This window comes from Micromonospora parva (assembly GCF_000718515.1).
GTDB lineage: Bacteria > Actinomycetota > Actinomycetes > Mycobacteriales > Micromonosporaceae > Micromonospora > Micromonospora parva.
Window position 1 is genome coordinate 88,828 of sequence record NZ_JNZS01000012.1, and the last position, 23,448, is coordinate 112,275.

Here is a 23,448-nt window from a genome sequence, read left to right on the forward strand (position 1 = left end):
GCAGGACAGGGCATCGCTCGACACGATGCGTCGGCGGCGTACGGCTCTTTGCCTAACCGGGCATGCGGTGCGTGGTGAGGTTCGGCGCGGATACTGGCGGGGTGAAGGAGCAGGAGCAGACGACGGAGTTGACCCGGTGGACCATCCACGGCGAGCGGGTCGTGGACGACACCCGGCGGGCGCAATTGAGCATCGCCGAGGTGGAGTTGCCCGACGGGGTGCGCTTTGAGCAGTACGTGATCCGGGCTCCCCGGTCGGCCATGGTCGCCGTGCTCGACGATCAGCAGCGCCTGCTGTTGATGCGGCGGCACCGGTTCGTGTTCGACCGGTGGGTGTGGGAGTTGCCCGGCGGCTACGTCGACGACGAGGAGCAGCCGGCGCGGTGCGCGGTGCGGGAGGTTGAGGAGGAGACCGGCTGGCGGCCTCAAGGGGTGGAGCCGTTGCTGGCCTTCCAACCGTGGGTCGGCACTGCTGACGCCGAGAACCTCCTGTTCCTGGCTCGTAAGGCTGAGCACATCGGCGCACCTGTGGACGTAAACGAGGCGGAGCAGGTCGCGTGGATTCCGCTGGACGAGGCGTACGGGTTGGTGTCTCGGGGTGAGATCGTTGGTGCCGGCACGGTGATCGCGGTGCTGGAGCTGGTCGCGCGTAAGGCCCGGGGAGAGCTGTGACGGTCAGCGCCGCCGACCGAGCGTGGCGTCGATACGGCCGGTGAAGTGCCGGACGGCGGGTAGCCGCCGGTGCGGAGCGAGTTGAGTTTGCAGGTCCCGGAGGTAGCGGACGGCTCTGGCGGACCGTAGCTGGGTGGTCAGGGTCAGGGCTTCCGCGCCGACGGCGCAGGCCCGGTCAGGTTCGCCCTGTTGGGCGTGCACGCTGGCGAGCAGGGCGAGGTTGAAGGCTCGGCCGCGTACATATCGGTTGTCCATTCGCAGGGACCGAACAGCGAAGCGTTCGGCGTGGGTGTTGCATCCGAGGGCGTGGAAGCAGTGGCCGAACTTGGCCGACAGGTACGCCTCGTCGAAGTAGCTGAGCCACTGCGGTTCGGTGCTGCGGTCGGCTCGGTCGAGGGCTTGTTCTGCCTGGTGCAGGGCGGCGGCGCAGGCCCGTTCGTCGTTGGCTCTGGCCAGGGCGTGGGCTTCCATGACGTGGGCTTCGGCGGTCAGGACTGGAACCCCGGCGCGGCGGGCGGTCTGGCCGGCGGCGCGGGCGAGGTCAAGACCGGTGGTGGTGTGGCCGAGGTAGGTGGCCTGGTGGCTCATCGCGGCGAGGATTTCCGCGCCGAGGCCGTCGTCTCCGGCGGCGTGGGCGAAGTCCAGGGCGAGGGTGAGGTACCGCTGGGCGATGCCGTGCTCGGCGGTGTCGTACGCCTGCCATCCGGCGAGTTGAGCCAGTTCGGCGGCGGCGCTGAGCAGCCGCTGACCGGTGCCATGGTCGTAGCGGCCGTCGGTGAGCAGCGGGGTCACCTCCTGATGGAGGCAACGGACGACGGTGTCGCGAGCATGGCCGCCGCCGTACTGGTTGTCCAACTGGCGGTAGGTCGCGGTCATCGCGCGGATGGTGTCAATTTCGGGTTGACCGACGGTGTTGCGGCCGGATTGGATGATCGGGGCCGGGTCCGGGGCGGTGAACCAGCGCAGCGCCGGCAGGGTGTAGCCGGCGGAACTGAAGGCCACCTGCCGGAGTACTTCTCGACGGTTCACGTCACCTCGCCAAAGCTCTGCGGCACTGCGTACGTCCTCCTGCCAGGTCCGGTGAACCGGCTCGCTGGCGGTGCGCCGGTCGGGGCCGGTGGGTGGTGCGGTCTGTCGGGGTGCCAGGCCCATCGTGGTGCGCGCCTGGTCGGGCATCCGGCAGCCGTCGGCGATCCGCTCCAGGACGTCTATCGAGGTGACCTTGCGTCCGGCCATGATCCGGCTGACATAGCCCTGTTCCAGCCCGACGGCGGCCCCGATCCGGCCTTGACTCGCCCCGGTGAGACTGGTGATCCAGCGGAACAGTCCGCCGATGTCGCGGGCGGCCAGGGCGGTCAGTACCTCGCCGTGCGACCACGCATCCTCCGGTATTCGCAGCGGATCGAGCCTCACGGCAGCTCCCAGCGTCGCGTTCCGACTACTCAACGTGTTTCAGATCGACAGCCTAGGGCGACTATTCGCACTGGTCGAGCCGTCCCATGTCACCGTGACATGACCGCTGGCCATGGAACGGCCCACCGCCGGCCGGGATGGTCGGCGCATGTCCTTCAATGTCGACAACCCGCCCGAAGAGCCGCCCGCGAAATGCCAGCACCGTCTGCTGTGGCGGTCGGCCCGCGCTCTCTGGGAGGCTCACCGGCCCGACAGCGCCGGCTTCTGCGTGGCCACCGGCTGCTGGCACACGAACCAACGCGACCCCTGCCAGCTGGCCCAACTCGCCCAGGAAGGGATGCGCACCGCGTGCGGCGAAGCCACCCCCGCGTCGCCACCCTGGATCGCCGTTACCCGCGAGCGCCTGGCGGCCGGGGACATCGACCCCGTGGACGCCGTCGCCGAGGCCCTCTGGCACCACCGCCACGGCCGCAGGGCAGGGCGGTGACCGATGGGAGCCATCTACACCTCGACAGCCTTTAGGGAGTACGCGAAGGCGCAGGTGGCCCATGCGGACATCCTGCTGACCAAGCACGCCGAGTCGGCCCTGAGTCTGTGCCGCTGCGGCCGACTCCACCCCTGCGACGAACACCGCCACTGGCTGGAGATACGCACCCACTTCAGACAGTTCCTCGTCGACGAGCAGTACAGCAGCGAAGTACAGCAACCCTGCACACCGAACCCGACCCGAAGCGACCCCAGCACGCCGTACGACCTCGGATGACACCCGATCGGACCGGCTCGCCGAGAGTTCACACCGAAGAGGTCGCTGGTTCGATACCAGCATCGCCCACGCAGGTCAAAGGTCACTTCCCAATCTTGGGAGGTGGCCTTACTGCTCGTGCACAGCAGCCCGGCTACGGGGGTGAGCGATGCGCTGAAACGTTTGATCGTGTCTCTCGACGCCGAGCGCAGGCGCGCCCGATGGCCTAGGGGCCAGCCTGTCGGCGCACTTCGGCAGATGGGGCGCTGACAATTGCGGTGGAATACCGCCCGGCTCGAATATGCGCATTGCGCCAGTTAATTGCGCATGATTACCTGCTCGCACCAGCCGAAGGTCACCTGTTGGGCGGCTTCCGGGCAGCCTCTTGCGCTACTAGAAGCAGCACGGGCAGCAGAAGTGTAAGTATGGCGTTGGGCCAAGTCAGAAGGCCGCTAATGGCCAGAATTGCCGCCACTGCGGCAGCAGCGGCTAGGAGGACGCTGGCCCAGCGGCGCCGAACGAAGAGCCTAGCTCGTTGCGTGTGGGGGGCCCTAACTAGGGAACTCAGCGACTTCGTGTCGCCGGATGCTCGCCGTACAGCCACCGCATGGTCCAACCAGACGAGAGTGTCTCCCGACCTCAGCAACGAAGCACTCCGGAGATCGAGGAGAGCACTGAGGCAATGCCAGGTCGGCCAGAGGGCTGGGGCCGGCGACTCCTGCCGGCTAACCCATTCGCCGCTCGGCAACTGTGTCCCTAGTATTGTCTTGTAGCACTTCCGCAGTGCTTGCCCGGGTGGATGCGGGTGCAATAGCAGGGCTGTGGCGGCCAACGCCAGGCCGTGATGATGCATCGTCTCCCGCCATTGATGCTTTCGGTGATTAGCGGCCGTGATGTTGTAGGTCTCCATAAATGCGTGGATCTCGGTGCCTGGGGCGTCCGTGATTTTCGACGTAAGCCAGTCAAACGCAGACAGGACACTTGTCTGCATCAGATCCGACCCGCACGCAGCTAGGGCTTGGAGTGCCAGCGACGTGTGCACGACCGACGAGTCGGCACCTGGCCTTTCGCCCCATCCTCCTGTGGGCGCTTGGTGCTTAATGAGCCAGCGAGCGCCAGCCTCTAGCATTGGATCGTCCGGGCATAGTGATGCGACTGCCTGCATCGACTGGGCCGTTGTCGTTGTACGAGAAGGGCAATCTTTCAATGAGCCCCACCCCCCACCACGATTCTGGTGCTGAGCGAGAAAGCGGAGGGCGGCAGAACAGTCTGGGGTGAACGAGGAGAACCCGAAGGTGCCGCTGCCGAACAGGCGGACGGCAATCGCCGTCGCCTCTACCGTGGGCTGACCGTCGGTTGTATTGGTGGCCCAACCTCCATGAAGTGTTAGATCGTCGGATCTGATCTGTCGTTGCCGAAGAAATGCCCAGCTCGCCTCGGGCGCTGGCGGCTTCATGCCCACACGACGGAACGCCAGTAGCGCGACAGCCGTCGCGACCGGACCGGGCGGCTGGTTGCTAAGATCGTGATACCAGCCACCACTTTGATCGTTTATGGCGCTATATGAGCGTGCCAGAAGATCAATTGCCGCCTTAATCTGACGATCTACGACATCGACGGATACGGGCAAAAGAAGTTCAGAAATTCCACGAGTGTCAGAGCTGCCCATGTATGACAGCGTGACGACCCCGTGCAACCGCCACAAGCCCACCGACAGTGCCACGCTCGGCTGGACACATTGGTGGCTTGACTGCCGCCCATGGGCAGAGGCTGGGTCCGCACGCTTACGCTCGCTGGGGCACAGGGCTGACCATGATCAAAATATCTCCCAGTGCGGGCGCGGAGGGGATGCTTCCCACCATGTGCGATCCACCAGTCAGGGACTAACTCGACCGGGAATCGCGCCAGGCCTGACGCAACAGGTGTCAGCCCCGCAGTCTGAGTGCTGTCCACGGTGGCGCGGCCTGGCAGACTGCTCGCAGGGTGGCTAGCGCCAGGGGCCACGGGTCCCCATTCCAGCGCCACCACCAGTGCATCCACTCTGGTAAACCCTTCGTCGGTGGACCCGAGATGTCAGCTGCGGTCCCCTGGTTGCCAGTCGGGCAACGCATGCTCACGCCGATTGGTGGATGGGGCAGGCAGCGTCGTGAGTATCGGCGGTCTCACCGGATGGATGGAGGCCTGCTGGTGCAACTTGATTCACTTGTCGTGCACTGCTTCGCGGGTCTTGCCGTAGACGTATGTGCGAATGCGCCTGCCGTCCGGTTTGGTGACCCAGACGTACGCGGCGAAGCCGTTGCGGTAGGGGAAGATCGAGCCTTCGCCGTTGGCCCGGGTGCGTCCGGGCATCAGGCGGCTTCCTGACGCTCGAGCTGCTCGCGGATGTAGTCGTCGACCCACTCCGGGAGGGCGCGGCGGTACTTGCCATCGGGGGAGTTCCAGCGGGGGCGGAGGTCCTGGTTCGTGCGGCGGCCCCGGTGAGCCAGGCTTCGTGGGCAGGTTCTTGCCGACCGATGCGTCTGCTCTCGCGTTGCTGACTTGCGGCGGTGTCGGTGCCGATGGGGCAGTCCGAGGTGCCAGCAGGCGTCGATGAGGCGCGCGAGGTGATCTGGGACGCCCGCTGGTCGACACGGTGCAGGGTTCGAGGGGCCCGATCTACGCTTCGGCCGTCAGTCCGAGGTCCGGATCTGCTCCAGGCGCGTCAGAGGCTCCTGGAGGTACTCCATGAGCTCCCGCAGCGCGTCCTTCTCCGCCGTGGTGATCACAACGCCCTCCTCCCACACGGCGCCGACGAGCGTCGTGATCGCCAGGTCCCAGGCCCCGGCGCCGGCGGCGTCCCGGACGATCGGCAGGTACTTCGGGCTGATCTTGGGTGCGAGCTGGTCGATGATCCGGAGGGTGCGCCGGATGTAATCGTTGACTTCCATGGGTCTCCCGTGGGTGCGGTGGTTAGGGCAGCGGGTTGGTGGTGACGCCCTCGCCGCTGACGGGGTGGCCGCCGGAGATGCTGCCGTCCTTGTCCAGGGTAACTTTGCAGGTGATGCCGTCGCGAGTGCCGATGACGACCCAGCCGTCGCCGCCGGGACGCGCCTGAGGGCGGCTGTCGGGGTTGGCGGCGATGCTCTTGAACCAGCCCTCGACCTGCTCCCTGGTGGTGCCGGGCGGGAAGCGCGTCTTGCCGGGCTCGGTGGAGGAGGGCTTGTGGTCGCCATTGCCCTTGCCGTCGCCGTCCCAGATCTTGTCCATCGCCCCGTCGCCCATCTGACCGAAGCGGTCCATGTCGTACAGGGCGTCGGCGAACTCGGGGTCGTCCCAGGGGTTGGTCCTCTTGGGTACCTCGGGCTCGGATGTGTCGGCGTCCTTCGGGCGGCCTTCCCCGGCGCGCTTGAGGCCGTGCTGCTGGGCCGCTCCCACGCGCTTGGGCATCATAGCCGGGTTGAACTTTTTAGGCTTGGCGCCATCGTCGCCACCGCCGTGCGGTGGGGTGGGGCCCGGGGGCCGCTTGTGGATACCCGCCACAGCGAACAGGACCACCACGACGGCGGTGGTCCGCAGAGCCGCCATGAGTTGTCGCATCGAGGGCCGCCTAGACGTCGAGGAGTGCGCGAAGGGCGGAGAGGCTGCTGATCAGGCCCATCAGCCAGCCGAAGATGCGGCCGGTCCAGCGGACGACGGCGACCGCGAGCTGGGAGGCGACCAGCGGTGTGGCGAAGCCGACAGAGAAGACCACCTCGGCCAGCCACACCACGACCTTGGCGATGCAGTCGGCGATGAAGGCGCGCACCACCTCCCGCACCGTCTGCACCAGGACCCCCGCGCCACGGGTCGCGGCACCCATGCCGGCGGCCGTGCCCGCGAAGATCCCGGCGACGTCGATGTTGATGGTCAGGATGTCGCGGTAGGCGTCGGCGGCCGTGCCCTGCCATCCGTCGAGGTCGCCGACCAGCCGCGCCTTGAGGTCCTCGGCGATGGAGAACAACTCACTGGCCATGTTGTCCCAGGTCAAGGCGTGCGTCTCGATGGTCTCGGGGTCGCCGGCCAGCCAGTCGAGTGCCTGCTTCAGTGGCTCGACCTGCTCGATGGCCCACTCGATGCCCATCGACAGGAGCGTGCTGAACGGGTCGATGACGATGGACGCCCCGTCGAGAGCGGCGCCCAAGCCCGCCACTGAGCCGTCGATCCAGCTGCCGGAGTCGATGGCGGCCTTGATGCCCATGTAGTCGTCGGCGAGCGGCAGGCCGGTCCAGCCGTCGCGGTGCGCGGCGCTTGTCGAAGCGATGTCGGAGGTCGTGGCGACCAGTGGGTTGCTCATGAGAGGGCGCCGGGCCGGCTCAGGTCGCGGAGTGGAAGGAGTTGAAGCCGTCGGTGTTCGACTCCTCGGCCCGCTCGTAGGCGTCGGCGTTTCTCTTGATTCCCGCGGCGAGCAGCGCGATGTTCTCGGCGAGCATCCCCACGCCCTTGTCCTGGTCCCGGTGGCGTCCCTCCAGGATGGGCGGTAAGAACTGGCAGAGCTGCCCGTACGCCTCGTCGGCCTGGAAGATGGTGGCGCTCGCTGACTTGACGGCGGCGAAGCGGTCGTGAATGGCCAACATGGCCGTGGCGTGCGCGCGCAGGGCCTCGACGTCGACCTCGAACCCCCCGTGCATTAGTAACGCCCCTCCTCGTCCTCGGTGTCGGCGGTCCGGAATCCGGCCAGCAGGGCCCGGCCGGTCGCCGAGTCGGCGCCGACCGTCTCCCGCACGACTTCGGCGGCGGCCTCGGCGAGCTTGACCCGCGCGTTGCGATAGGCGCCCATGATCGCCTGCTGCGTCTGCTCCAGGCTCACGCGCTGCACCCGCGCGGAGAGCCGGACGTCGGCCATCGCCCCCGTGGAGTCGACGGTGACCTCGACGATCCCGTGGGCGTCGCTGGCCGTGACCCGCAGCGCGCGCAAGCCGGCACTGGCGGCCTGCGTGTCGGCGGCCCGGCGCACGGCATTGGCCTGCCATGCCTCCAGGCGTTCCCTCGCATCCTCGGCGTCCAACAGCGGATTAGCCATCGCGCCTCCGTTTCCGTTGCCGAGCAGGGGCATTCGAGGCGTCAGTGTAACCACGGCCCGCCACACCAGGTTGCCCAGCGAATGCGGCATGATCTGGTTCGGCGTTGTGCGGGATTGATTGATTGGCGCCACCATCAGCGGCGATCAACTTTTCTGTTCCGTAGAAGTGGACGGCGGGACGGCTCTCAACCAATCCCGTCCCGGAGGAGTGGAAGTCATGATGCTGCGCAAGGTGTTCGGAGCGCTGGTGGCGTTGCTGACCTTCGGCACGGTGCTGGTCGTCACGGCGGCCCCGTCGCAGGCGGCGGTGGCCTGCTCGGGCACTGTCACCTACAGCTACGCCTACCCGCCGAGCAAGCCCGTTGCCGAACTGGTCATCTACTACAACAGCACCAACGGCGGCACGAACAGCGCCTGCATGTACCACCGCGGCGCGGCGTACGGCTCCTCGGCGCGGACCTCCGTGCAGATCGCCCGGTGCGCGGAGACCTCCGGCAGCGGCTCGTGCACCGCCACCGCGGTCTCCACCAAGGACAACGCCGACTACCTGTACTACGCCGGGCCGCGCGGAGTGACCGGCACGGCGAACAACTGCGTCGACGCGTACGGCGAGATGGACTGGGCCGGCACCACCTACTGGATCCACTCCGGTCGCCAGGGCTGTTGAGTTCGGTGACGCCTGACCGGTGGTCCGGTGGGATCCGTCCCGCCGGGCCACCGGTGGTGGCCGTCGGCGTACGCCCCCATCAGGGGTAGAGGCAGGCGGTACGGCGGGCCGCGAGCCGCTGGTCGGCGGCGAGGGGCAGGGCCTCGGCGGTGCTGGAGCCGTCGGGACGGGCCGCCCGCACGTCGAGTACGTCGGTCGGCGCGCCGCCGCCGAGACAGGCGACAGCGGCCACCGGGATCTCGGCAGTGGGTCCGGGTTGCACGGACGGGCGGTCGAGCTTCCAGACGAGGTCGAACGGCGGGGCGGCCGTCCCGGTCATTCCGATCTGGTGCCAGCGGCGCTCGGCCGGCAGCGCGGGGTCGTCCGCGTAGTAGGCGGCAAAGCCGACGATCTCCACGTGCGTGCCGGTCGCGCTCAGCCGCCACCCACCCGGGCCGGTCAGATCGGGGGCGATCGCGAGGGCGATCGCGGTCGGCCCGGGTCGGTCGCCCTTGCAGCGGGACGGTTCCAGGCCCGTGGGCGGGTTGCCGTGCACCACCCCGGAGGCGATCAGCCCACCGTCGGCGAGGCTGAACCAGCGGATGTCGGGGGTTTGGGAGGTGGAGTCGGTGATCCGCTCGCCCAGGCAGTAGCCGGTGAGCCCGACCACGCAGCCGGGCGGAATGGTGTAGAGGATGCCCTGGTCGCGGCGGGGCTCGCTCCGGACGTGCACACCACCGCCGTACGTGACGGCGGTGAAGGCGGCGTCCGTGGTGGTCGCCGGGCAGGCTGTGGTGGTCGTCGTGCCGGCGGCCGCCGTCGCCCCGCTGGCCGGCCACCTCAGCTGGGTCATCGGCACCACGGCGGCGGTACCGGCGAGGCCGGCGACCGCCACCGCCGCCAGCGCCAGTCGCCGTCGGAGCTTCCGGTGCCGCGGGGGGCTCGCGGGCCGATCATGGGCCGGTCCGCCGGTTGGCTCATCCGTGGCCGGGACGAGTGGCTCTCCGGCAGTCACAGCGGATGGTGACTCTGCGAGGGGTGTGGCGAGCGGTTCGGCCGGCGTCGGGTCGGGTGTTTCTGCCCTTGCCGGGTCGGCTGGTGCGCTGGCCAAACTGGCGGGCCGCAGTTCCTCGTCCAGTTCGAGCCAACGCTGCCTCCACTGGGCGGTGTCCCCGCCGCAGGCCCCGACGTACGCGAGCAGCACGTCGAGGCTGGGTTGCCGGATTCCGCTGGCAGCGGCGGAGAGGGTCGAGGCGCTGTAGCCGGCGACCTCGGCCAATCGCCGGTAGGTGGGGTTGCCGGCTTCGACACGTAACTTCCGTAGCTCATGGGCGAAGGACGACAACGGTCCAGCCGTCGGATCTACGGGCCGCTCGTGCCGAGCCATGCCGCTCCCTTGTCCCGGTAGCGCCCTGGAGCGGGGGGTGCCGCAGCACAGAGCTCATGTTTCCTGGTAAGTCATCCAAAGTAGAGAAATTATATTGATCTCCTGGGACGGCAGACGACGGCTACCAGTGTGCGGGGGCGGCGGGGGACCGGCGGTGCGCGCTCCACCGTTGAACGTCGCCGGGTGCGGCCCGACAGGCAGGTCCCGCTCCCGGCGAGCTGCAACATCCTCCATCGCGGATGCGTCTTTTGTCCGTGATCGCTCCGGCAACGTGGTACGACTGCTTCAGCGACTATCCGACGAAGCGAGCGGGCCGGGTGACGAGTAACAGAGTGGCCAATCTGCTGCGCAGGCGGGAGAGTCCGCAGCGGCCGACCTTCCTCGAACTGTTCTTCGATCTCGTTTACGTCTTCGCGCTCACCCGGATTGTGCACGAGCTGGTGTTGGACTACACCAGAGGTCACGTCGCAGAGCGGTTGACCACCTCCCTCTCGGAGAACGGCGAGACTCTGCTGCTGCTGTTGGCCCTCTGGTGGATCTGGACCCAGACGGCATGGGTGACCAGCAGATTCGATCCGTTCCAGCCGCCGATCCAGTTCGTTGTCGTCGCGACGATGTACGGCAGCCTGCTCATGGCGGTCGCGATTGCCGGGGCGCTCTCCGACACCGGCATGCTGTTCGCGAGCACCTACGTCGCGATTCAGGTGGGCCGCACCCTCTTCTTCGTGGGCATCGTGCGCGGTCACAATCTGCGCCGCGTCAATATGTTGGCGCTCATCTGGTTCAGTGTGTCGGCCGTACCGTGGCTCGCCGGAGCCTTCGCCCCCGAGGTGACGCGCAATTCGCTGTGGACGGTGGCCCTGGCAATCGACTACCTGGGGGCCAGGCTCGGCTGGCCGATACCGGGGCTGGGCCGCTCGCGGGTGTCCCCGTGGGCCGTCGCGGGCGAGCACCTGGCCGAGCGCTACTGGCAGCTTGTCATTGTCGCGCTTGGCGAGACGATCCTGACCTCCGGGTCGAGTCTTCTCCGCGGTCCGATCGTGGCTGAACGAATGATGGCCCTTACCTTGTCGTTCCTCACCACGGTGTTGCTGTGGCGGATCTACTTCTACCGAGCCGGCCAGATCCTGGGCGAGGCCATCGCGGCATCCGCCGACCCGGGCCGGCTCGGTCGGTTGGCCGAGTTCGCGCACCTGCTCATGGTGTCCGGCATCCTCGCCACCTCAGCCGGCTCCGAACTCGTCCTCATCGACCCATCCGGAGACGCCAAACCCGCCTGGGTCGGAGCCATCCTCGGAGGGCCCGCGCTCTACCTCGCCGGACGCTCAGTATTCGAGTACGTGGCCTTCGCCCGAGTGTCCTGGCCACGGCCGATCGGGATCCTCGTCCTCGCGGCCATGGCACCGATCATGGTCGGCCTACCGCCCCTCGGGGTCGCCGCGGCAGCGGCCGCCGCCCTGCTCGGCATTGCCGTCTCCGACACGACCCGAGCCCACGGACGTCCACTGGAGGAGGCCTCGCCGCCACGCTGACGCGTATCCGTCACCCATTGAACGAGGTCGACTCGCCGGGCAACCTGCGAGACGGCGATCACGGGCTTACACGCCCAGGCCTCCCACCACTGTTACCTCTTGGCTGGTGAACTCGCCCGTGAGCATCGGCATGGCCTTGCCGATCGCCGCCCTGGTCTCGGGAAGCTGCAACGAGGCGTCGTGCTTCTCCTTGCTCTGCCACACCTCACTCACCCAGATCGTGTCGTCGTCGGTGTCCGAGACGCTCACGACGTACAGGTCGCATCCGACCGTGCGCAGGCCATCAGCGCCGCTCAGCAGGATGTCCACGACGTCATCCCGGTGGCCCGGCTTGGCCTTCATCGATCCGATGTAGCCGTACGACACAGCAACTCCTTAAGCGGCGGCGAGCTGATCGGGTTCATGCGACGAGCGCAGAAAGCGCCTCGCAACGGAAGCGATTTCTGCGGCCTCGAGCATACTGATCTATCGCTGACAAGGCGCGGCGATCGTGAGCGTGCCCCGATCGACTGCCGAGAGATGATGGAGGCGTTCGCGTGGTGAGTCAGCGCAGTGCTGTTGCGAGTTCGGTGGCGTTGTCGAACGCGGCTGCCGCCCTCTCTGACTCGTCGTCGGTGAGCGTGACGGACTGGGCGCGGGCCAGCAGTTCGGCCGCGGTGTCCGGGTCGTGCAGCACCATCGCGAGTTCGGCGCGGTAGACCAGGACCTCTACCTGCTCGACCGGGTCGTCGTCGGCCTGCGGGCGGGCCAACGCGCTGTCGAGGATCCGAACGGCCTGGCTGATGCTTCCCCTGGAGTCGGCCTGTACGACGGCATTCGCCAGGGCTTTGGCCAGCCGCCCGGCAGACGTGGCGTCCGGCATGGGGGCGGCGGTGGGGTCCCGGAACACGCGGATCCAGTTGCCGCCCGGGTCGATGACGCTGAATCCGCCCAACCCGTCGGCATTCTTTCGCGCCCTGGGCCGGGTCATCCGCGGTGTCCCGGACACCAGTACCCTGCCGTACGCGGCGCGCATGCCGGCTGCGAATGCTCGGTGCAGTCCCTCGATGTCCGGGGTGATTACGAGACAGGAGCCGTAGGACTGCTCCGGGTCGAATCCGGCGATCTCGAAGAACTGCAGGTCGATGTCCTCGCGCTGCACCCCCACGCACGGGTTGGGCTTGCGTTGTTTGTACGTGGTGTGGAAACCGAGAACTCCGTAGAAGGTTTCGATGTCGTCGATGGATGCGCACGGCAGCAGGGGAACGGTCCGCTCGTTGGCCATGCCTCCTTCCTAGGCGTCGCGGGGTGTCCGTCGCACATGGAAATAGCTGACCATCGCCTCCGGCCATCCGTTCGGCTGATGACCCCGAACGCAACGACGGTGGCGAGCTGGACACGCCGTCAGACCGGGTCGGCGGCGCGGAGCTGTGGCCACCGCTGCTCGGTCCAGGCCCGCAACAGCCACTCCATCGGTCCGTACCGGAACCGTGCCATCCACGCCGCGCTGGCGGCGAGCTGCGCACCATAGATGGCGACCGCGATGACGAGGACGACCGCGGGTGCGACGGTGCCGGCGAGGCCCAGTCCGACGCCGGTGAAGACCAGCACACAGAGCAGCGATTGACCCAGGTAGTTCGACAGGGACATCCGTCCGGCCGGTGCGAGTACGGCGACCACCCGCCGGCCCCGGTTGGTCTGGAAGAAGCGGAGAAGGGTGGCGGCGTACGCGGCGGCGAGCAGCGGCGCGGTGAGTACGCCCGCCGTCAGTCCGGTCAGGTTGGCGGTGCCGCCGCCGGAGGCGAAGATCACCGCACCCGCCAGGCCGATCGGATAGCCCACTTGCTGCACCCGGCGCAGGAACTGCCGGTTTCCGACGACGTCGGTGAGCAGCCGGCGCCGCCCGGCCGCGTAACCGAAGAGGAAGGCCGAGAGCGCGAGCGGCCCCTGCACGAGGAGCGTGCCGAACATCGCCGGCAGTTGCCGTACGTGCTCGGTGATCACCGACCCGATTCCGCCCTGTAGTGCCTCGGTGGATCGCTGCCCCGCCGCCAGTGCCGTCGCCGGATCGGTGACCAGCTGGGTTCCGCCGACGGCGGCGAGCGCGAGGACGAAACCGATCCCGCCGGTCAGCAGTACGGCGGCGCGCAGCGCGGTCCCGACGCGGACTCCCCGCATGGCGAGCAGGATCAGGCCGAGCAATGCGTACGTGGTCAGGATGTCGCCCTGGAACAGCAGCACCGCGTGCAGGATGCCGAGCACGAAGAGCCCGGCCAACCGTCGCCGGAACCGGGGGGCGAAGTCGATGCCGCGCCGCGCGGCGGAGTCGAGTTGGAGCGTGAAGCTGTAGCCGAACAGGAAGGAGAAGAGCAGGTACGCCTTCATCGTGAAGAGCAGCTCGACCAACCACAGGACCGCCTGGTCGCCCCACGAGTCGTGCGCGGGATCCGGCACCAGATGGAAGGGATAGCCGGAGGCGAAGAAGGCGATGTTGACAATCAGGATGAGGAGCAACGCCACGGCGCGCAACGCGTCGACGGCAGCGATCCGGGAGAACGGCCCGGGCGGCCCTTCATTAACGACTGACGGGTCTTTGATGGAGAACTTCACGCGGCTACCCCCGTATCGAACAGTAAATCGAATTCGATGGCTCCCTCCGACCCTACGAAGCGGCAAATCCCGGTGACAGCCGGTGAGCGGGAACGTCGCCGGTGGGGTAGGCCCTACCCCCGCCCCATCAGTGCCGGATGCTACGAAGGGACGTGCCTGACATGACCAGATCCCTTGATGCCACGTCCCTGGAAACTCCACGGTTGCTGTTGCGCCGCTGGCGAAGCAACGACCTGGACGGCTTCGCCGCGGTAAACGCAGAGCCCGAGGTAATGCGCTACATCCATGACGGCCGCACCCTGGACCGGGCCGCGACCGCAGAGCGCCTGGCCATCTATCAGCGGCACTGGGATGAGCACGGCTTTGGCCTGTACGCGGTGGAGATCAAGGAAACCGGAGAACTGGCCGGCTTCACCGGGCTGGCGGTGCCGACCTTCCTGCCCGAGATCTTGCCGGCCGTGGAGATCGGCTGGCGGCTCGGCCGCGCGCACTGGGGCCGGGGTCTGGCCACCGAGGCGGCCCAGTCCGTGGTCGCCCACGCTCGTGCCGAGCTCGGACTGCGGCGGCTGGTCAGCATCCACGTTGTCGGCAACGAGGCGTCGGCGCGGGTGATGGTCAAGCTGGGCATGACGCTGGAACGCGAGGCCGTGCAGCTGGACACCGGCCGCCAGGTCCGGGTCTACGCGATGGATCTTTAGGCGGTACACACAGCGACCGTCCAACAGCTCGTTGACGAGCGGAGGCGGTCACACCCCGCACGAGTCACCAGCTCGCCAGATTCGACGATGGCTTGTCGGGCCGCTAGACCGTTGGCTCTTCTGCTGTTCAGCGGTGGCTGACGACGTCACCAGCGGCTTTTCACACCTAAGGTGGTCCGATGCCCCAACGCTCGGTACCCGCTGAAAAGGTTGACTGGTCGTCGGTGAGCCATGCCTACGGCCCTGCCGTCGAGATCCCGGCCCTCCTCCGTGCTGTCAGGTCAGACATCCAGGAGGTCCGCCAAGGTGCATACGGCGATCTCGTCGACCTGCTCGTGCATCAGGGCTCCCGGTTCGAGGCCAGTGCTGCGGTGGCTCCTTACCTGATCGATATTGTCGCTGATCCGGCGGCCCCGGACCGCTTTGCTGCCTGCCAGGTGTTGGCGGCGATCGCGGTGGGCGATGAGAGTTCATGGCTCAGCGATCGTCCTGATCCAACAGACATGAGGGCTGAGGCCCAACGCCGCGCGTCATTGAGCCGAGAGGAGTTGGAGGCGGAGCATCGAGATTGGATGGCAGCGGCACCGAATGAAGAGGAGCGCAGCGCACGGGAACGGCGAGCCGAATGGGGCGACGTCGAGGCAGACCGTGACGAGCAGCGGTGGACGATAGAGGCGTACGACGCGGTGCGGGTCGGGGTGCCTGTCTACGTGGCAGCGCTGGAAGCCTCGGAAGCTGCGGTCCGGCTGTACGCCGCTCACCTGCTCGCCTGGTTTCCTGAGGAAGAGGGCTTGGTCGGCCCAGTGTTGGCCGGTCTCATCCGGCGGGAGCCGGATCCGGTCGTCGCGGCAGCTGCCTGTGTCGCGGCGAGCCTCGGGTGTCCTCACGGCGGCGAAGCATTAATCGACGCGCTGTCTAATCGGCGAGGCAGCGTAAACCGTGCCGAGCGCTGGTCGGCGGTGTTGGGCCTGTCGAGAATCTTGAGTCATCCGGATCGATCCTGGTCAGAGAACTCTATGAATGCCTCTTCGGGGCCACTGAACCCGTACCCTATTGGCCGTTCCTCGAAGGTGACATGGCCGGCATGGCGGCCCTCACGATCGCAGAATTAACTCCCGGAGTCGCCGGGGATCGGATCGACGTGCTGGCCGAAAGGGCCGCCTCCGCTGATCACACCGCAGATGCCTTCACCCTGCTCACCGCTCTGTTGGACGCAGCCTTCCCCGGCGGGCCGATACCCGACGGTGTGGGATTCACGGACCTCACCCCAACCCGGCAGAGAGCCCTCTGGACGGTGTTGAGCAGCGGCGTCATGTCAGCCGCGCCCAGGCTGCTCAGCCGCTACAACCTGCCTGACAGCGAGCAACAACTTCGGACCTGGTGCCGAGCGTGAGGTCCATGGGTAACCGTTCCACCAACGGCTGAGTGACCAACTGGGTGACCGTCGGGCGCGCAACCAGGTCGCCGCAGGTCATGCGGAGAGGCGGTGTACGTTCCGCTTGAACGGCCGGTGCCAGTAGGTCAATTCCGAGCCCGACGCCGACTTCTCGACCGCCGGCAGCCTCGTCGTCGACCAGCCGCTTGTCCCGCCGTGCTAACCCAGGAGGCGTAGGCTGCTTGCCCGGAACGCTTCGGGTACCGCGGCTGGCCTACCGTCCCCAAGGGTTGCGGACCCTCGGCTCGGACATCGCCGGATGGGTCGAGGCGGTGGGTTCCGCCGTCACTCGGTTCCGACCTGGTGACGAGGTGTACGGCGACAATCTCATGCTTCGGTGGCCGATCTCTGCGTAGCGGGTGACCTCGGCATCCACATCGACCGGGCCTTCACCCTCGACGAGACGCCCGAGGCGTTGGCCTACGTGGGCGAGGGACGCGCCCTCGGAAAGGTCGTCGTGAGCGTCACCTGACAGGAGTCCCGCCTCAGCAAGAGGCACGACACGCCTCCCACATCGCGCGGGTCATCTCGTACTCGACCTCCGCTCCCGACAGCGGGTCGTCACCGAACGGTCGGTAGGTGCGCACGTACCTCATGCCGATGGCTTCCATCACGCCGCGAGAGCCGGTGTTCACGGCCATGGTCTGCGCGATCACCCGGCTCTGCCCGACGGTGTCGAAGGCGTGCCGCAGCAGGGCGCGGGATGCCTCACTGGCCAAGCCTTTCCGCCAGTACCGACGCACAAGGCGGTAACCCAGGTCTGTGACTGTCGGGTCGTCAGGTTGGTCGGGGCCGTGCGCCGGCGGAAGCATCATGAGCCCGATGAACTCGCCCTCGTCCTCGCGTGCCGGCGGCGTCGAGCCGCGCGCGCCGCCATCGGAGCCGAACGCCATCCAGAAGCCCAAGCCGTCCACCGTGCCTGCCAAGGCCATCCTCTGCCCGTGGGCTGCGACCACCTCGTCCCTGGATCGCGCCCGGCCGCCGTTGATGTAGCGGAGGACCTCCGGATCGGAGTCAAGCTGGAGTTCCAGATCGAGGTGCCGGTCGGCAAGTGGGACCAGCAGCAGACGGGCGGTGTTTAAGGTCGGTTGGGGCATGAGGCAGAGGATCACACGATCGTGCCAGTTGCGGGATCCGATTTTTCGGAGGTCACAGCGCTCATCTGCCGCGCCTCGAATCCAGTGACAAACTCTGCGACACCAGGGTGACAGTGCCGCCTCAGCGATGTCTGCGGAGGCGGCACTGTCACCGACATTTGAGCCGCGAGGCCTACTCCTTCACACCGATGTTGTCGATCGGAGGGGCGCTGAGCAGCCGTCGGACGGGCCACACAGTGGTTGCCAACGCCAGCAGCGTCGTGCCGCCGAGCACCGCCACCCCACCGAGCGGCGGGACGTACGGGATCGGGCTGCCGGTCAGTCCGTTGACGATCGCGCTCAGGGTCAGCGCCGCTATCGTCGCGCCGATCAGCACCGCGGTGCCGAGCAACCCGGCCTGTTCGGCCTGGACCATCGCGCGAATCTGCCGGCGGGTGACCCCGACCAGTTGCAGCAACGCCAACTCGCGGCGGCGGGCAAGCGCGGCCATCACCATCGTGGTGGCCGCCGCCAGCGCCGCGTACCCCACCATCACGCCGATCAGCAGCCGGTTCAGCCAGGCGCCGAGAGCCAGATCGGTGCTGATCAGGCGGGTACGGGTGGCGGCGTCGAGAACCTCGGTGCCCGGGTTCCCAGCCGACCACGTGGCCAGCGCGGTGTCGGCCTCCGGGCCGGCGCTGACCAGGACCTCGTCGGTGGTGTTCGCGGCCGTGTGCCCGGCGACCGTATCGGCAGCCAGTGTGACGTCGCCGAAGCCGAGGCCACGGCCGTAGATCGCGATGACGTCCAACGTGACCGGGGTGCCGTCGCCCAGCCAGAGTTCCGCCCTGTCGCCGACGTCCCAGCCGGACGAGGACGCCTGCGTCGCGGACACGGCGACGGTGCCCGCGCGCAGGTCGGCCAGGTTGCCCGCGCGCACGGCGAGGTTCATCGTCGACGTGACGCCCGCCGGGTCGACCGACTGCGCGCCGACCGGCTCGATGCCGCCCAACGCCCGCACCACCACCTGGGTACGGCGCACACCGGTGGCCGCCCGTACCCCGGTCAACTCGCGGATCTCCCGCGCCGTGTCCGCCGGCAGCCCACCCGGGGCGACAACGACCCGTTCGGCGAGGGTTCCCGCGCTGCTCTGCGTGGTGGTCTGCCGTTCCAGGTTGGTCTGCAGGAACCAGACCGAGCCGCCGAACCCCACCGACAGCACGAGGGCGGTCAGGACCGTCGCCATGCCCTGCGCGTTGGCCCGCAGGTTGGCCGCGGCCAGGTAGCCGCTGACCCGCCACACCCGCGGCAAAAACGGTGTGAGCAGCCGTGCCGCGTACGCGTTGATCCTCGGTGCGAGCAGCGCCACGGCGATGACGAACAGGTACAACATGCCGGCCGCGCCGGCCAGTGCCCCGGTCGACCCGCCCGCACCGAGGGTGAACGCCCCGGAGGTGCCGGCCGCCGCCAGCGTCAGCACGCCGGCGATCAGCCGCACCCGGCCGCTCCGCCGGGGCTCGACGGCGATTTCGCCGAGCGCCTCGATCGGCTTGATCCCGGTGACCCGGCGGGCGGCGACCAACGCGGCCAGCACCGCCACGAGGACCGCCGTACCGACAGCGGCCGGCACCGCGAACAGACCGCCGGCCATCGGGAAGCTGGCCGGCACGAACCCCCGCTCGACCAGCTCGCCGTGCACCCAGCGGGCCGCCAGCAGGCCCGCCGGGCCGCCGACCGCAGAGCCGACCAGGGCGAGCAGCGCCGCCTCGGCGATCAGCATGCGGCGCACCTGCCCCGGCGTGGCCGCGACCGCGCGCAGCAACGCCAGGTCACGTCGACGGTGCCGGACGGACAGCCCGATGGTGCCGGCCACCACGAAGATGATCAGCAGGACGACGTACCCCCCGAAAGCCGATCCGGCCGTGACCAGCAACGTCTGAGCGGCCTGGTTCTCCGACTGCTCGACGTTGCCGCGGTCGTTCCCGGCGTACGTCGTGGCGCCGGCCGCCGACGCGACCTCGCGCACCGCGCCGACGTCGGCACCGGGCACCATCCGCACGCTGATCGCATCCACCCGGCCGGGGTGGGCGGACAACCGGGCGGCCTGCGCGTCGGTGAAGAACACCGCCGCCGTACCGGTCTCGGTGGTTCCGCTCACCAGGTACGACCGCCCGACCCCGCCGACGACCAGGTCGATGCGGTCGCCGGGTGCCACGCCGAACCGGGTGTCGACCAGCACCTCGTCGTCGGCCCGTGGCGCGGCACCCGCGGCGATCCGACGACCGGTGAAGGCGTACGTGTCCCAGCCGTGGCCCAGGGCGGCGGGGGAGCCGATCACCACCGCGTCGTCGCCAGCGACGGCCGCAACACCCGGCACCTGGCGGATCCGGTCCACCACCGCCGCGTCCACAGTGCCGCCCTCGGGCAGCGCGACGGTGCTCGTGGTGGTGTCGCCGAACTCCTTGAACGTGTGGCTGACGGTGCGGTTGGCGACGACCACGTCGGCCGCCGCCCAGAGCCGTGGCTCCGCGCGGAAACGCAGCCCGGACTCGACGAGGGTGCCCATCGCCACCAGGATCAGCACACCGGCGACCAGGGCCAGCAGGGTGGCGGCGGCGGGGCCGGCGCGGTGCCGCAGCAGGCGGGCGGCGAGCCCGGTCATCGGAGGACCCGCCGATCCAGCGACGCCAGGTGCTCGGCGATACCGGCGGCGCCGAGCTGCGGAAGGTCGGCGACGATCGCACCGTCGGCCAACACGAGCACGCGGTCCGCGTACGACGCGGCGATCGGGTCGTGGGTCACCATCACCACTGTCAGCCCGTGCTCGTCCACGACCGCGCGCAGCAGCGTCAGCACCTCCGCCGCGCTGCGGGAGTCGAGAGCGCCGGTCGGCTCATCGCAGAAGATGACCTCGGGGCGGGTGGCCAGCGCGCGGGCGATCGCCACCCGCTGCTGCTGGCCGCCGGAGAGCGCGGCCGGCCGGTGGTGCAGTCGGTCGGTGAGGCCGACCCGCTCGACCACCTGGGTCAGCCAGGCCCGGTCCGGACGGACGCCGGCCAGGCGCAGAGGCAGCACGATGTTCTCCTCGACGGTGAGCGCGCCGATCAGGTTGAACGCCTGGAAGACGAACCCGATCCGGGTACGACGCAGCTCGGTCAGGCGGGTCTCGGACAGCCCGGACAGGTCGGTGCCTCCGATCACCACCCGGCCGGAGGTGGGCCGGTCGAGCCCGGCCGCGGTCTGCAGCAGCGTGCTCTTCCCGGAGCCCGAGGGCCCCATCACCGCCGTGAAGGTGCCCCTGTCGAAACGGACGTCGAGGCCCGCGAGCGCAGTCACCTGGTTACGGCCGGCGTCGTACACGCGGGTGAGGTGTTCGACGCGTACCGCCGCTTCGGTTGTCTGTCCCGGATAGTCCGGCATTCTGGTGGCCTCTCTCCGTGTCATCGGCAAGAACTGCGCGCACCAGAAACGCTATTGACGTGGGAGAACGGCAACCATCCCGTGAGCTGCCAGGTCCGGGTACAGCAGGCGCTACCGCCGATCGCCGTCCAGGTAGCGCAGCACGGCGGTCACCCGGCGGTCGGCACTGTCGTCCGGTGGCAGCTGAAGCTTCGAGAAGATGCTGCGGATGTGCTTGTGCACCGCGCCGTCGGTGACGAACAGCCGCTCGGCGATCGCGCTGTTGCCAAGCCCTTCGGCCATCAGCCCCAGCACCTCACGCTCACGTGGCGACAGCTCGCTCAGCGCCGTGTCCGTCCGGCGGTTGCGGGCGAGCAACTGCGCCACCACCTCCGGGTCGATCACGCTGCCGCCGCCCGCGACCCGGTGCAGCGCGGCGAGGAACTCCTCGACCCGACCCACCCGCTCCTTCAACAGGTAACCGAGCCCGACGGCGCCGACCGAGAACAGGTCGGTGGCGAACGCCTGCTCCACGTACGCCGACAGGACCAGCACCGCGAGGCCGGGGCGCCGCCGCCGGGCCTCCACCGCCGCCACGATGCCCTCGTCGGTGTGGGTCGGGGGCATCCGTACGTCGACGATCGCGACGTCCGGCGCATGTTCGTCCACGGCGACCAGGAATTCGCCCGGAGTGCCGGCCGTGGCGACCACGTCCAGGTCCTCCGCCCGCAGCAGCAGCGCCAAACCCTCACGCAGCAGCGGGTCGTCCTCGGCGATCACGATCCGCATGGCAGCTCCACGTCCATTCTCGTCGGCCCTCCCGGTGGGCTCGTCAGCGTCATCCGGCCGTCGTACGCCTCGACCCGCCGCCGGATACCGGTGAGCCCTGAGCCACGTGTCTCGTCCGCGTCGCCGTGCCCGTCGTCCTCGATGCTCACCAGCAGCCGGCCGTGCTCGCGGCGCACGGCCACGTCCACCCGGCTCGCACCGCTGTGCCGGACGACGTTGGTCAGCGCCTCGGCCACCACGAAGTAGGCGGTGGCCTCGACCGAGGCCGCGCACCGCACGGCCACGTCCACCTCCAGTCGACAGGGCACCGCGCAGCTGCCGGCCAGGCCCGCCAGCGCGCCGGCGAGACCCCGGTCGTCCAGCACCGGCGGCAGGATCCCGCGCACCACCGTACGCAGCTCGCCGAGTGCCTGTTCGGCGGCGTCCTGCGCCTGCCCGAGGATCTCGTCGGCGCGGTCCGGATTGCGGCGCACGGCCCGCCGCGCGGCACCCAGCAACACGTTGACCGCCACCAACCGGTTCTGCGTGCCGTCGTGCAGCGACCGCTCGATCCGGCGCAGTTCGACAGCGTGGGCGTCCAGCGCCGCAGCGCGGGTGGCGGTCAGCTCGGCCACCCGCAACGACAGGTCGACACCTGGCGGTGGAGGCAGCAGCCACCGGCCCGGCCACGCCTGGAGACGGGCCAGGGCCGGGCTGAACCAGATCGCGGCGGCCAGCCAACCCACCCCGAGCACCCCGACCCAGAGCGCGTCGGCCAGGCCGTCGACGCGCCACCAGACGATCCCCGGCGCGGCGTCGGGGGGAACCAGCCGGTACCACAGCGGGAAGGTGGCGTCCTGCACCGCATAGAGCGGCAGCGCGACGCCGACCAGCCCGGCCACCACGCCGATGAGTGAGTACAGCCCGACCCAGCCGAGCTCCCGGCGCACGAACGGATCGTGCACCGCCGTCCGCAACCCGTCCGGCACCGGACCGGGGGTGGGGATCCGGTCGCCCCAGCGGGACAACCGGGCGCGCTCACGGTCGGCCACCGACCGCACCACCCGCAACGCACCGGGTACCGCCAGCAGCCCCACCCCGCCCACGCAGGCCACCGCCACGATCACCGACCAGAGCAGCGCGCCCAGCGCCAGCGTGGCGGTGCCCAGCCCTCCGACGAGGTGTTCCACGGCGTTGACCGAGGCGCGAACCCGCCCCCGCACGTACGCCATCGACCCACCTCCCCCGCCAACATAGGCCACCGCAGGCCTCGCCCAGCAACGTCCGGCGCGGAAGGTACAGCCTGCTGTACCACTGTCGTCGAGCTGGCGGGATCGTCTCCGCCGCGCCGCCTACCTAGCGTTGACGGCGTCGAGGAACATTCGCCGAAGGAGGCAGTCATGACCGATCCGTACCGCATCACCGAGGCCCCGGTCGCCGCGACGAAGAAGCCCGGCGGCCTGCTACGCCCGCTGCTGTGGCTGGTGCTCTTCGTCAGCGCGGCGGCCAACGTGGTGCTGTCAACCGCGGCGGACAACCAGTGGATCAGCTCCGGGTTCGGGCTGGTGGCGCTGCTCTGCGCGGTCGCGCTGATCGTCCACCACCGCCGTAACCGGGTGCGCGAGTCGTAGGGGCCCGACCGTCACGCCCGATCACCCTTGCCGGTCGGCGTTCCACCACTCACGGGCCAGTGCCGACCAGTGCTTCCCCCATGCGGTGAGCGCGAACCGTACGAGCTCGGGGAGGAGGAGTCAACGGCGGTCAGGAGCAGGCGATCCTCGCGGTGTACGTCCGAGGGCTGGACGGCATGTGTGTTGGTTGCCGGGCACAGCGGCTCGCAACGCGAACGAATTCTGCGGCCTCGAGATACTGATCTGCCGGTGACCAGGCGCGGCGATGGTGAGCGTAAATGGAGCGGTCGGCGGTCGTCGGCGTCCGCACACGATGAGCGTTCACTCGATCATCAAGCTAACCGTGATCGGACACCGTCCGGTCACGCTCTCAGTCTTGGGACGGCGGAGTGACTCGTCCAGCCACTAGCATCGCGCTGATTC

General features: G+C 68.8%; 28 protein-coding genes. 11 read left to right on the forward strand and 17 right to left on the reverse strand.

Annotated features, from left to right (window positions below; all coding sequences use genetic code 11):
- The first annotated feature begins 62 nt into the window (after positions 1-62).
- Positions 63-671, forward strand: a complete 609-nt coding sequence (locus IF22_RS0118640) for an NUDIX hydrolase (RefSeq protein WP_051708611.1) — start codon at positions 63-65, stop codon at positions 669-671.
- A 3-nt stretch (positions 672-674) separates the two neighbouring features.
- Here IF22_RS0118640 and IF22_RS0118645 read toward each other — a convergent pair whose 3' ends face one another.
- Positions 675-2,084: an NsdA family TPR-like regulatory protein gene (locus IF22_RS0118645; RefSeq protein WP_030333690.1), complete on the reverse strand. Its 1,410-nt coding sequence runs from the start codon at positions 2,082-2,084 to the stop codon at positions 675-677.
- Positions 2,085-2,232: 148 nt separating this feature from the next.
- Here IF22_RS0118645 and IF22_RS0118650 point away from each other — a divergent pair, with 148 nt between their 5' ends.
- Together IF22_RS0118650 and IF22_RS0118655 are read left to right on the forward strand one after the other, a co-directional pair.
- On the forward strand, positions 2,233-2,571 hold the full coding sequence (locus tag IF22_RS0118650; RefSeq protein WP_030333692.1) for a hypothetical protein: 339 nt from the start codon (positions 2,233-2,235) through the stop codon (positions 2,569-2,571).
- 3 nt (positions 2,572-2,574) lie between these two features.
- Positions 2,575-2,847, forward strand: a complete 273-nt coding sequence (locus tag IF22_RS0118655; protein ID WP_030333694.1) for a hypothetical protein — start codon at positions 2,575-2,577, stop codon at positions 2,845-2,847.
- 334 nt (positions 2,848-3,181) lie between these two features.
- Here the strand turns inward: IF22_RS0118655 and IF22_RS36475 are convergent, their stop codons facing one another.
- The 7 genes from IF22_RS36475 to IF22_RS34490 form a co-directional block, all read right to left on the reverse strand.
- Complete coding sequence (locus IF22_RS36475; protein ID WP_156057641.1) at positions 3,182-4,495, reverse strand: prenyltransferase/squalene oxidase repeat-containing protein; 1,314 nt, start codon at positions 4,493-4,495, stop codon at positions 3,182-3,184.
- Between the two features lie 530 nt (positions 4,496-5,025).
- Positions 5,026-5,175, reverse strand: a complete 150-nt coding sequence (locus tag IF22_RS35050) for a hypothetical protein (protein ID WP_156057643.1) — start codon at positions 5,173-5,175, stop codon at positions 5,026-5,028.
- A gap of 320 nt (positions 5,176-5,495) precedes the next feature.
- The gene (locus tag IF22_RS0118665) at positions 5,496-5,753 is read right to left on the reverse strand and encodes a hypothetical protein (RefSeq protein ID WP_030333696.1); all 258 of its coding nucleotides are present in this window, start codon (positions 5,751-5,753) and stop codon (positions 5,496-5,498) included.
- Positions 5,754-5,775: 22 nt separating this feature from the next.
- Entirely contained in the window at positions 5,776-6,390 is a 615-nt protein-coding gene (locus IF22_RS0118670; protein WP_030333697.1) for an EndoU domain-containing protein, read from the reverse strand.
- 22 nt (positions 6,391-6,412) lie between these two features.
- Positions 6,413-7,138: a WXG100 family type VII secretion target gene (locus tag IF22_RS0118675; protein ID WP_030333699.1), complete on the reverse strand. Its 726-nt coding sequence runs from the start codon at positions 7,136-7,138 to the stop codon at positions 6,413-6,415.
- 19 nt (positions 7,139-7,157) lie between these two features.
- Complete coding sequence (locus IF22_RS0118680; RefSeq protein WP_030333701.1) at positions 7,158-7,472, reverse strand: hypothetical protein; 315 nt, start codon at positions 7,470-7,472, stop codon at positions 7,158-7,160.
- Positions 7,472-7,999 carry a YbaB/EbfC family nucleoid-associated protein gene (locus tag IF22_RS34490; protein WP_081883898.1) on the reverse strand — a complete coding sequence of 176 codons (528 nt, stop codon included), beginning with the start codon at positions 7,997-7,999 and terminating at the stop codon, positions 7,472-7,474. The genes IF22_RS0118680 and IF22_RS34490 overlap by 1 nt, the downstream gene beginning before the upstream one ends.
- Before the next feature lie 82 nt (positions 8,000-8,081).
- On the opposite strand from IF22_RS34490, the gene IF22_RS0118690 reads away from it, so the two are divergent.
- Entirely contained in the window at positions 8,082-8,531 is a 450-nt protein-coding gene (locus IF22_RS0118690; protein ID WP_156057646.1) for a hypothetical protein, read from the forward strand.
- A gap of 79 nt (positions 8,532-8,610) precedes the next feature.
- Here the strand turns inward: IF22_RS0118690 and IF22_RS35055 are convergent, their stop codons facing one another.
- Positions 8,611-9,897, reverse strand: a complete 1,287-nt coding sequence (locus tag IF22_RS35055; RefSeq protein WP_156057649.1) for a helix-turn-helix domain-containing protein — start codon at positions 9,895-9,897, stop codon at positions 8,611-8,613.
- 332 nt (positions 9,898-10,229) lie between these two features.
- Between IF22_RS35055 and IF22_RS0118700 the strand changes: the two genes are divergently transcribed.
- Positions 10,230-11,429, forward strand: a complete 1,200-nt coding sequence (locus IF22_RS0118700) for a low temperature requirement protein A (RefSeq protein ID WP_030333708.1) — start codon at positions 10,230-10,232, stop codon at positions 11,427-11,429.
- Between the two features lie 66 nt (positions 11,430-11,495).
- Here the strand turns inward: IF22_RS0118700 and IF22_RS0118705 are convergent, their stop codons facing one another.
- The 3 genes from IF22_RS0118705 to IF22_RS0118715 form a co-directional block, all read right to left on the reverse strand.
- Positions 11,496-11,795, reverse strand: coding sequence for a putative quinol monooxygenase (locus IF22_RS0118705; RefSeq protein ID WP_030333710.1), 300 nt, complete (start codon positions 11,793-11,795; stop codon positions 11,496-11,498).
- 178 nt (positions 11,796-11,973) lie between these two features.
- Positions 11,974-12,693, reverse strand: a complete 720-nt coding sequence (locus tag IF22_RS0118710) for a VOC family protein (protein WP_030333712.1) — start codon at positions 12,691-12,693, stop codon at positions 11,974-11,976.
- Between the two features lie 119 nt (positions 12,694-12,812).
- Positions 12,813-14,018, reverse strand: coding sequence for a DUF418 domain-containing protein (locus IF22_RS0118715; protein ID WP_156057652.1), 1,206 nt, complete (start codon positions 14,016-14,018; stop codon positions 12,813-12,815).
- A 161-nt stretch (positions 14,019-14,179) separates the two neighbouring features.
- Here IF22_RS0118715 and IF22_RS33170 point away from each other — a divergent pair, with 161 nt between their 5' ends.
- The 5 genes from IF22_RS33170 to IF22_RS34500 all read left to right on the forward strand — a co-directional run bounded on the left by IF22_RS33170 (position 14,180) and on the right by IF22_RS34500 (position 16,623).
- On the forward strand, positions 14,180-14,716 hold the full coding sequence (locus IF22_RS33170) for a GNAT family N-acetyltransferase (protein ID WP_030333716.1): 537 nt from the start codon (positions 14,180-14,182) through the stop codon (positions 14,714-14,716).
- 179 nt (positions 14,717-14,895) lie between these two features.
- Positions 14,896-15,828 (forward strand): hypothetical protein, encoded by a 933-nt coding sequence (locus IF22_RS35060; protein ID WP_156057655.1) that lies wholly within the window; start codon positions 14,896-14,898, stop codon positions 15,826-15,828.
- Positions 15,801-16,109, forward strand: a complete 309-nt coding sequence (locus IF22_RS0118730; RefSeq protein ID WP_156057658.1) for a hypothetical protein — start codon at positions 15,801-15,803, stop codon at positions 16,107-16,109. Before IF22_RS35060 ends, IF22_RS0118730 begins: the two co-directional genes overlap by 28 nt.
- Positions 16,110-16,381: 272 nt before the next feature.
- Positions 16,382-16,507, forward strand: coding sequence for an alcohol dehydrogenase catalytic domain-containing protein (locus IF22_RS36315; protein ID WP_342446908.1), 126 nt, complete (start codon positions 16,382-16,384; stop codon positions 16,505-16,507).
- A complete protein-coding gene (locus tag IF22_RS34500; RefSeq protein WP_081883901.1) occupies positions 16,489-16,623 on the forward strand; it encodes a zinc-binding dehydrogenase in 135 nt (44 codons plus the stop codon). Before IF22_RS36315 ends, IF22_RS34500 begins: the two co-directional genes overlap by 19 nt.
- A 13-nt stretch (positions 16,624-16,636) precedes the next feature.
- Here IF22_RS34500 and IF22_RS0118740 read toward each other — a convergent pair whose 3' ends face one another.
- The 5 genes from IF22_RS0118740 to IF22_RS0118760 all read right to left on the reverse strand — a co-directional run bounded on the left by IF22_RS0118740 (position 16,637) and on the right by IF22_RS0118760 (position 22,626).
- Positions 16,637-17,248 carry a GNAT family N-acetyltransferase gene (locus IF22_RS0118740; RefSeq protein WP_030333723.1) on the reverse strand — a complete coding sequence of 204 codons (612 nt, stop codon included), beginning with the start codon at positions 17,246-17,248 and terminating at the stop codon, positions 16,637-16,639.
- 172 nt (positions 17,249-17,420) lie between these two features.
- A complete protein-coding gene (locus tag IF22_RS0118745; RefSeq protein WP_030333724.1) occupies positions 17,421-19,889 on the reverse strand; it encodes an ABC transporter permease in 2,469 nt (822 codons plus the stop codon).
- The gene (locus IF22_RS0118750) at positions 19,886-20,647 is read right to left on the reverse strand and encodes an ABC transporter ATP-binding protein (protein WP_030333726.1); all 762 of its coding nucleotides are present in this window, start codon (positions 20,645-20,647) and stop codon (positions 19,886-19,888) included. Before IF22_RS0118750 ends, IF22_RS0118745 begins: the two co-directional genes overlap by 4 nt.
- Positions 20,648-20,758: 111 nt before the next feature.
- The gene (locus IF22_RS0118755) at positions 20,759-21,415 is read right to left on the reverse strand and encodes a response regulator transcription factor (protein WP_030333728.1); all 657 of its coding nucleotides are present in this window, start codon (positions 21,413-21,415) and stop codon (positions 20,759-20,761) included.
- Positions 21,403-22,626 carry a sensor histidine kinase gene (locus tag IF22_RS0118760; RefSeq protein ID WP_030333730.1) on the reverse strand — a complete coding sequence of 408 codons (1,224 nt, stop codon included), beginning with the start codon at positions 22,624-22,626 and terminating at the stop codon, positions 21,403-21,405. The genes IF22_RS0118755 and IF22_RS0118760 overlap by 13 nt, the downstream gene beginning before the upstream one ends.
- A gap of 168 nt (positions 22,627-22,794) precedes the next feature.
- Here IF22_RS0118760 and IF22_RS0118765 point away from each other — a divergent pair, with 168 nt between their 5' ends.
- Positions 22,795-23,025, forward strand: a complete 231-nt coding sequence (locus IF22_RS0118765) for a hypothetical protein (RefSeq protein WP_030333731.1) — start codon at positions 22,795-22,797, stop codon at positions 23,023-23,025.
- Positions 23,026-23,448: the final 423 nt, after the last annotated feature.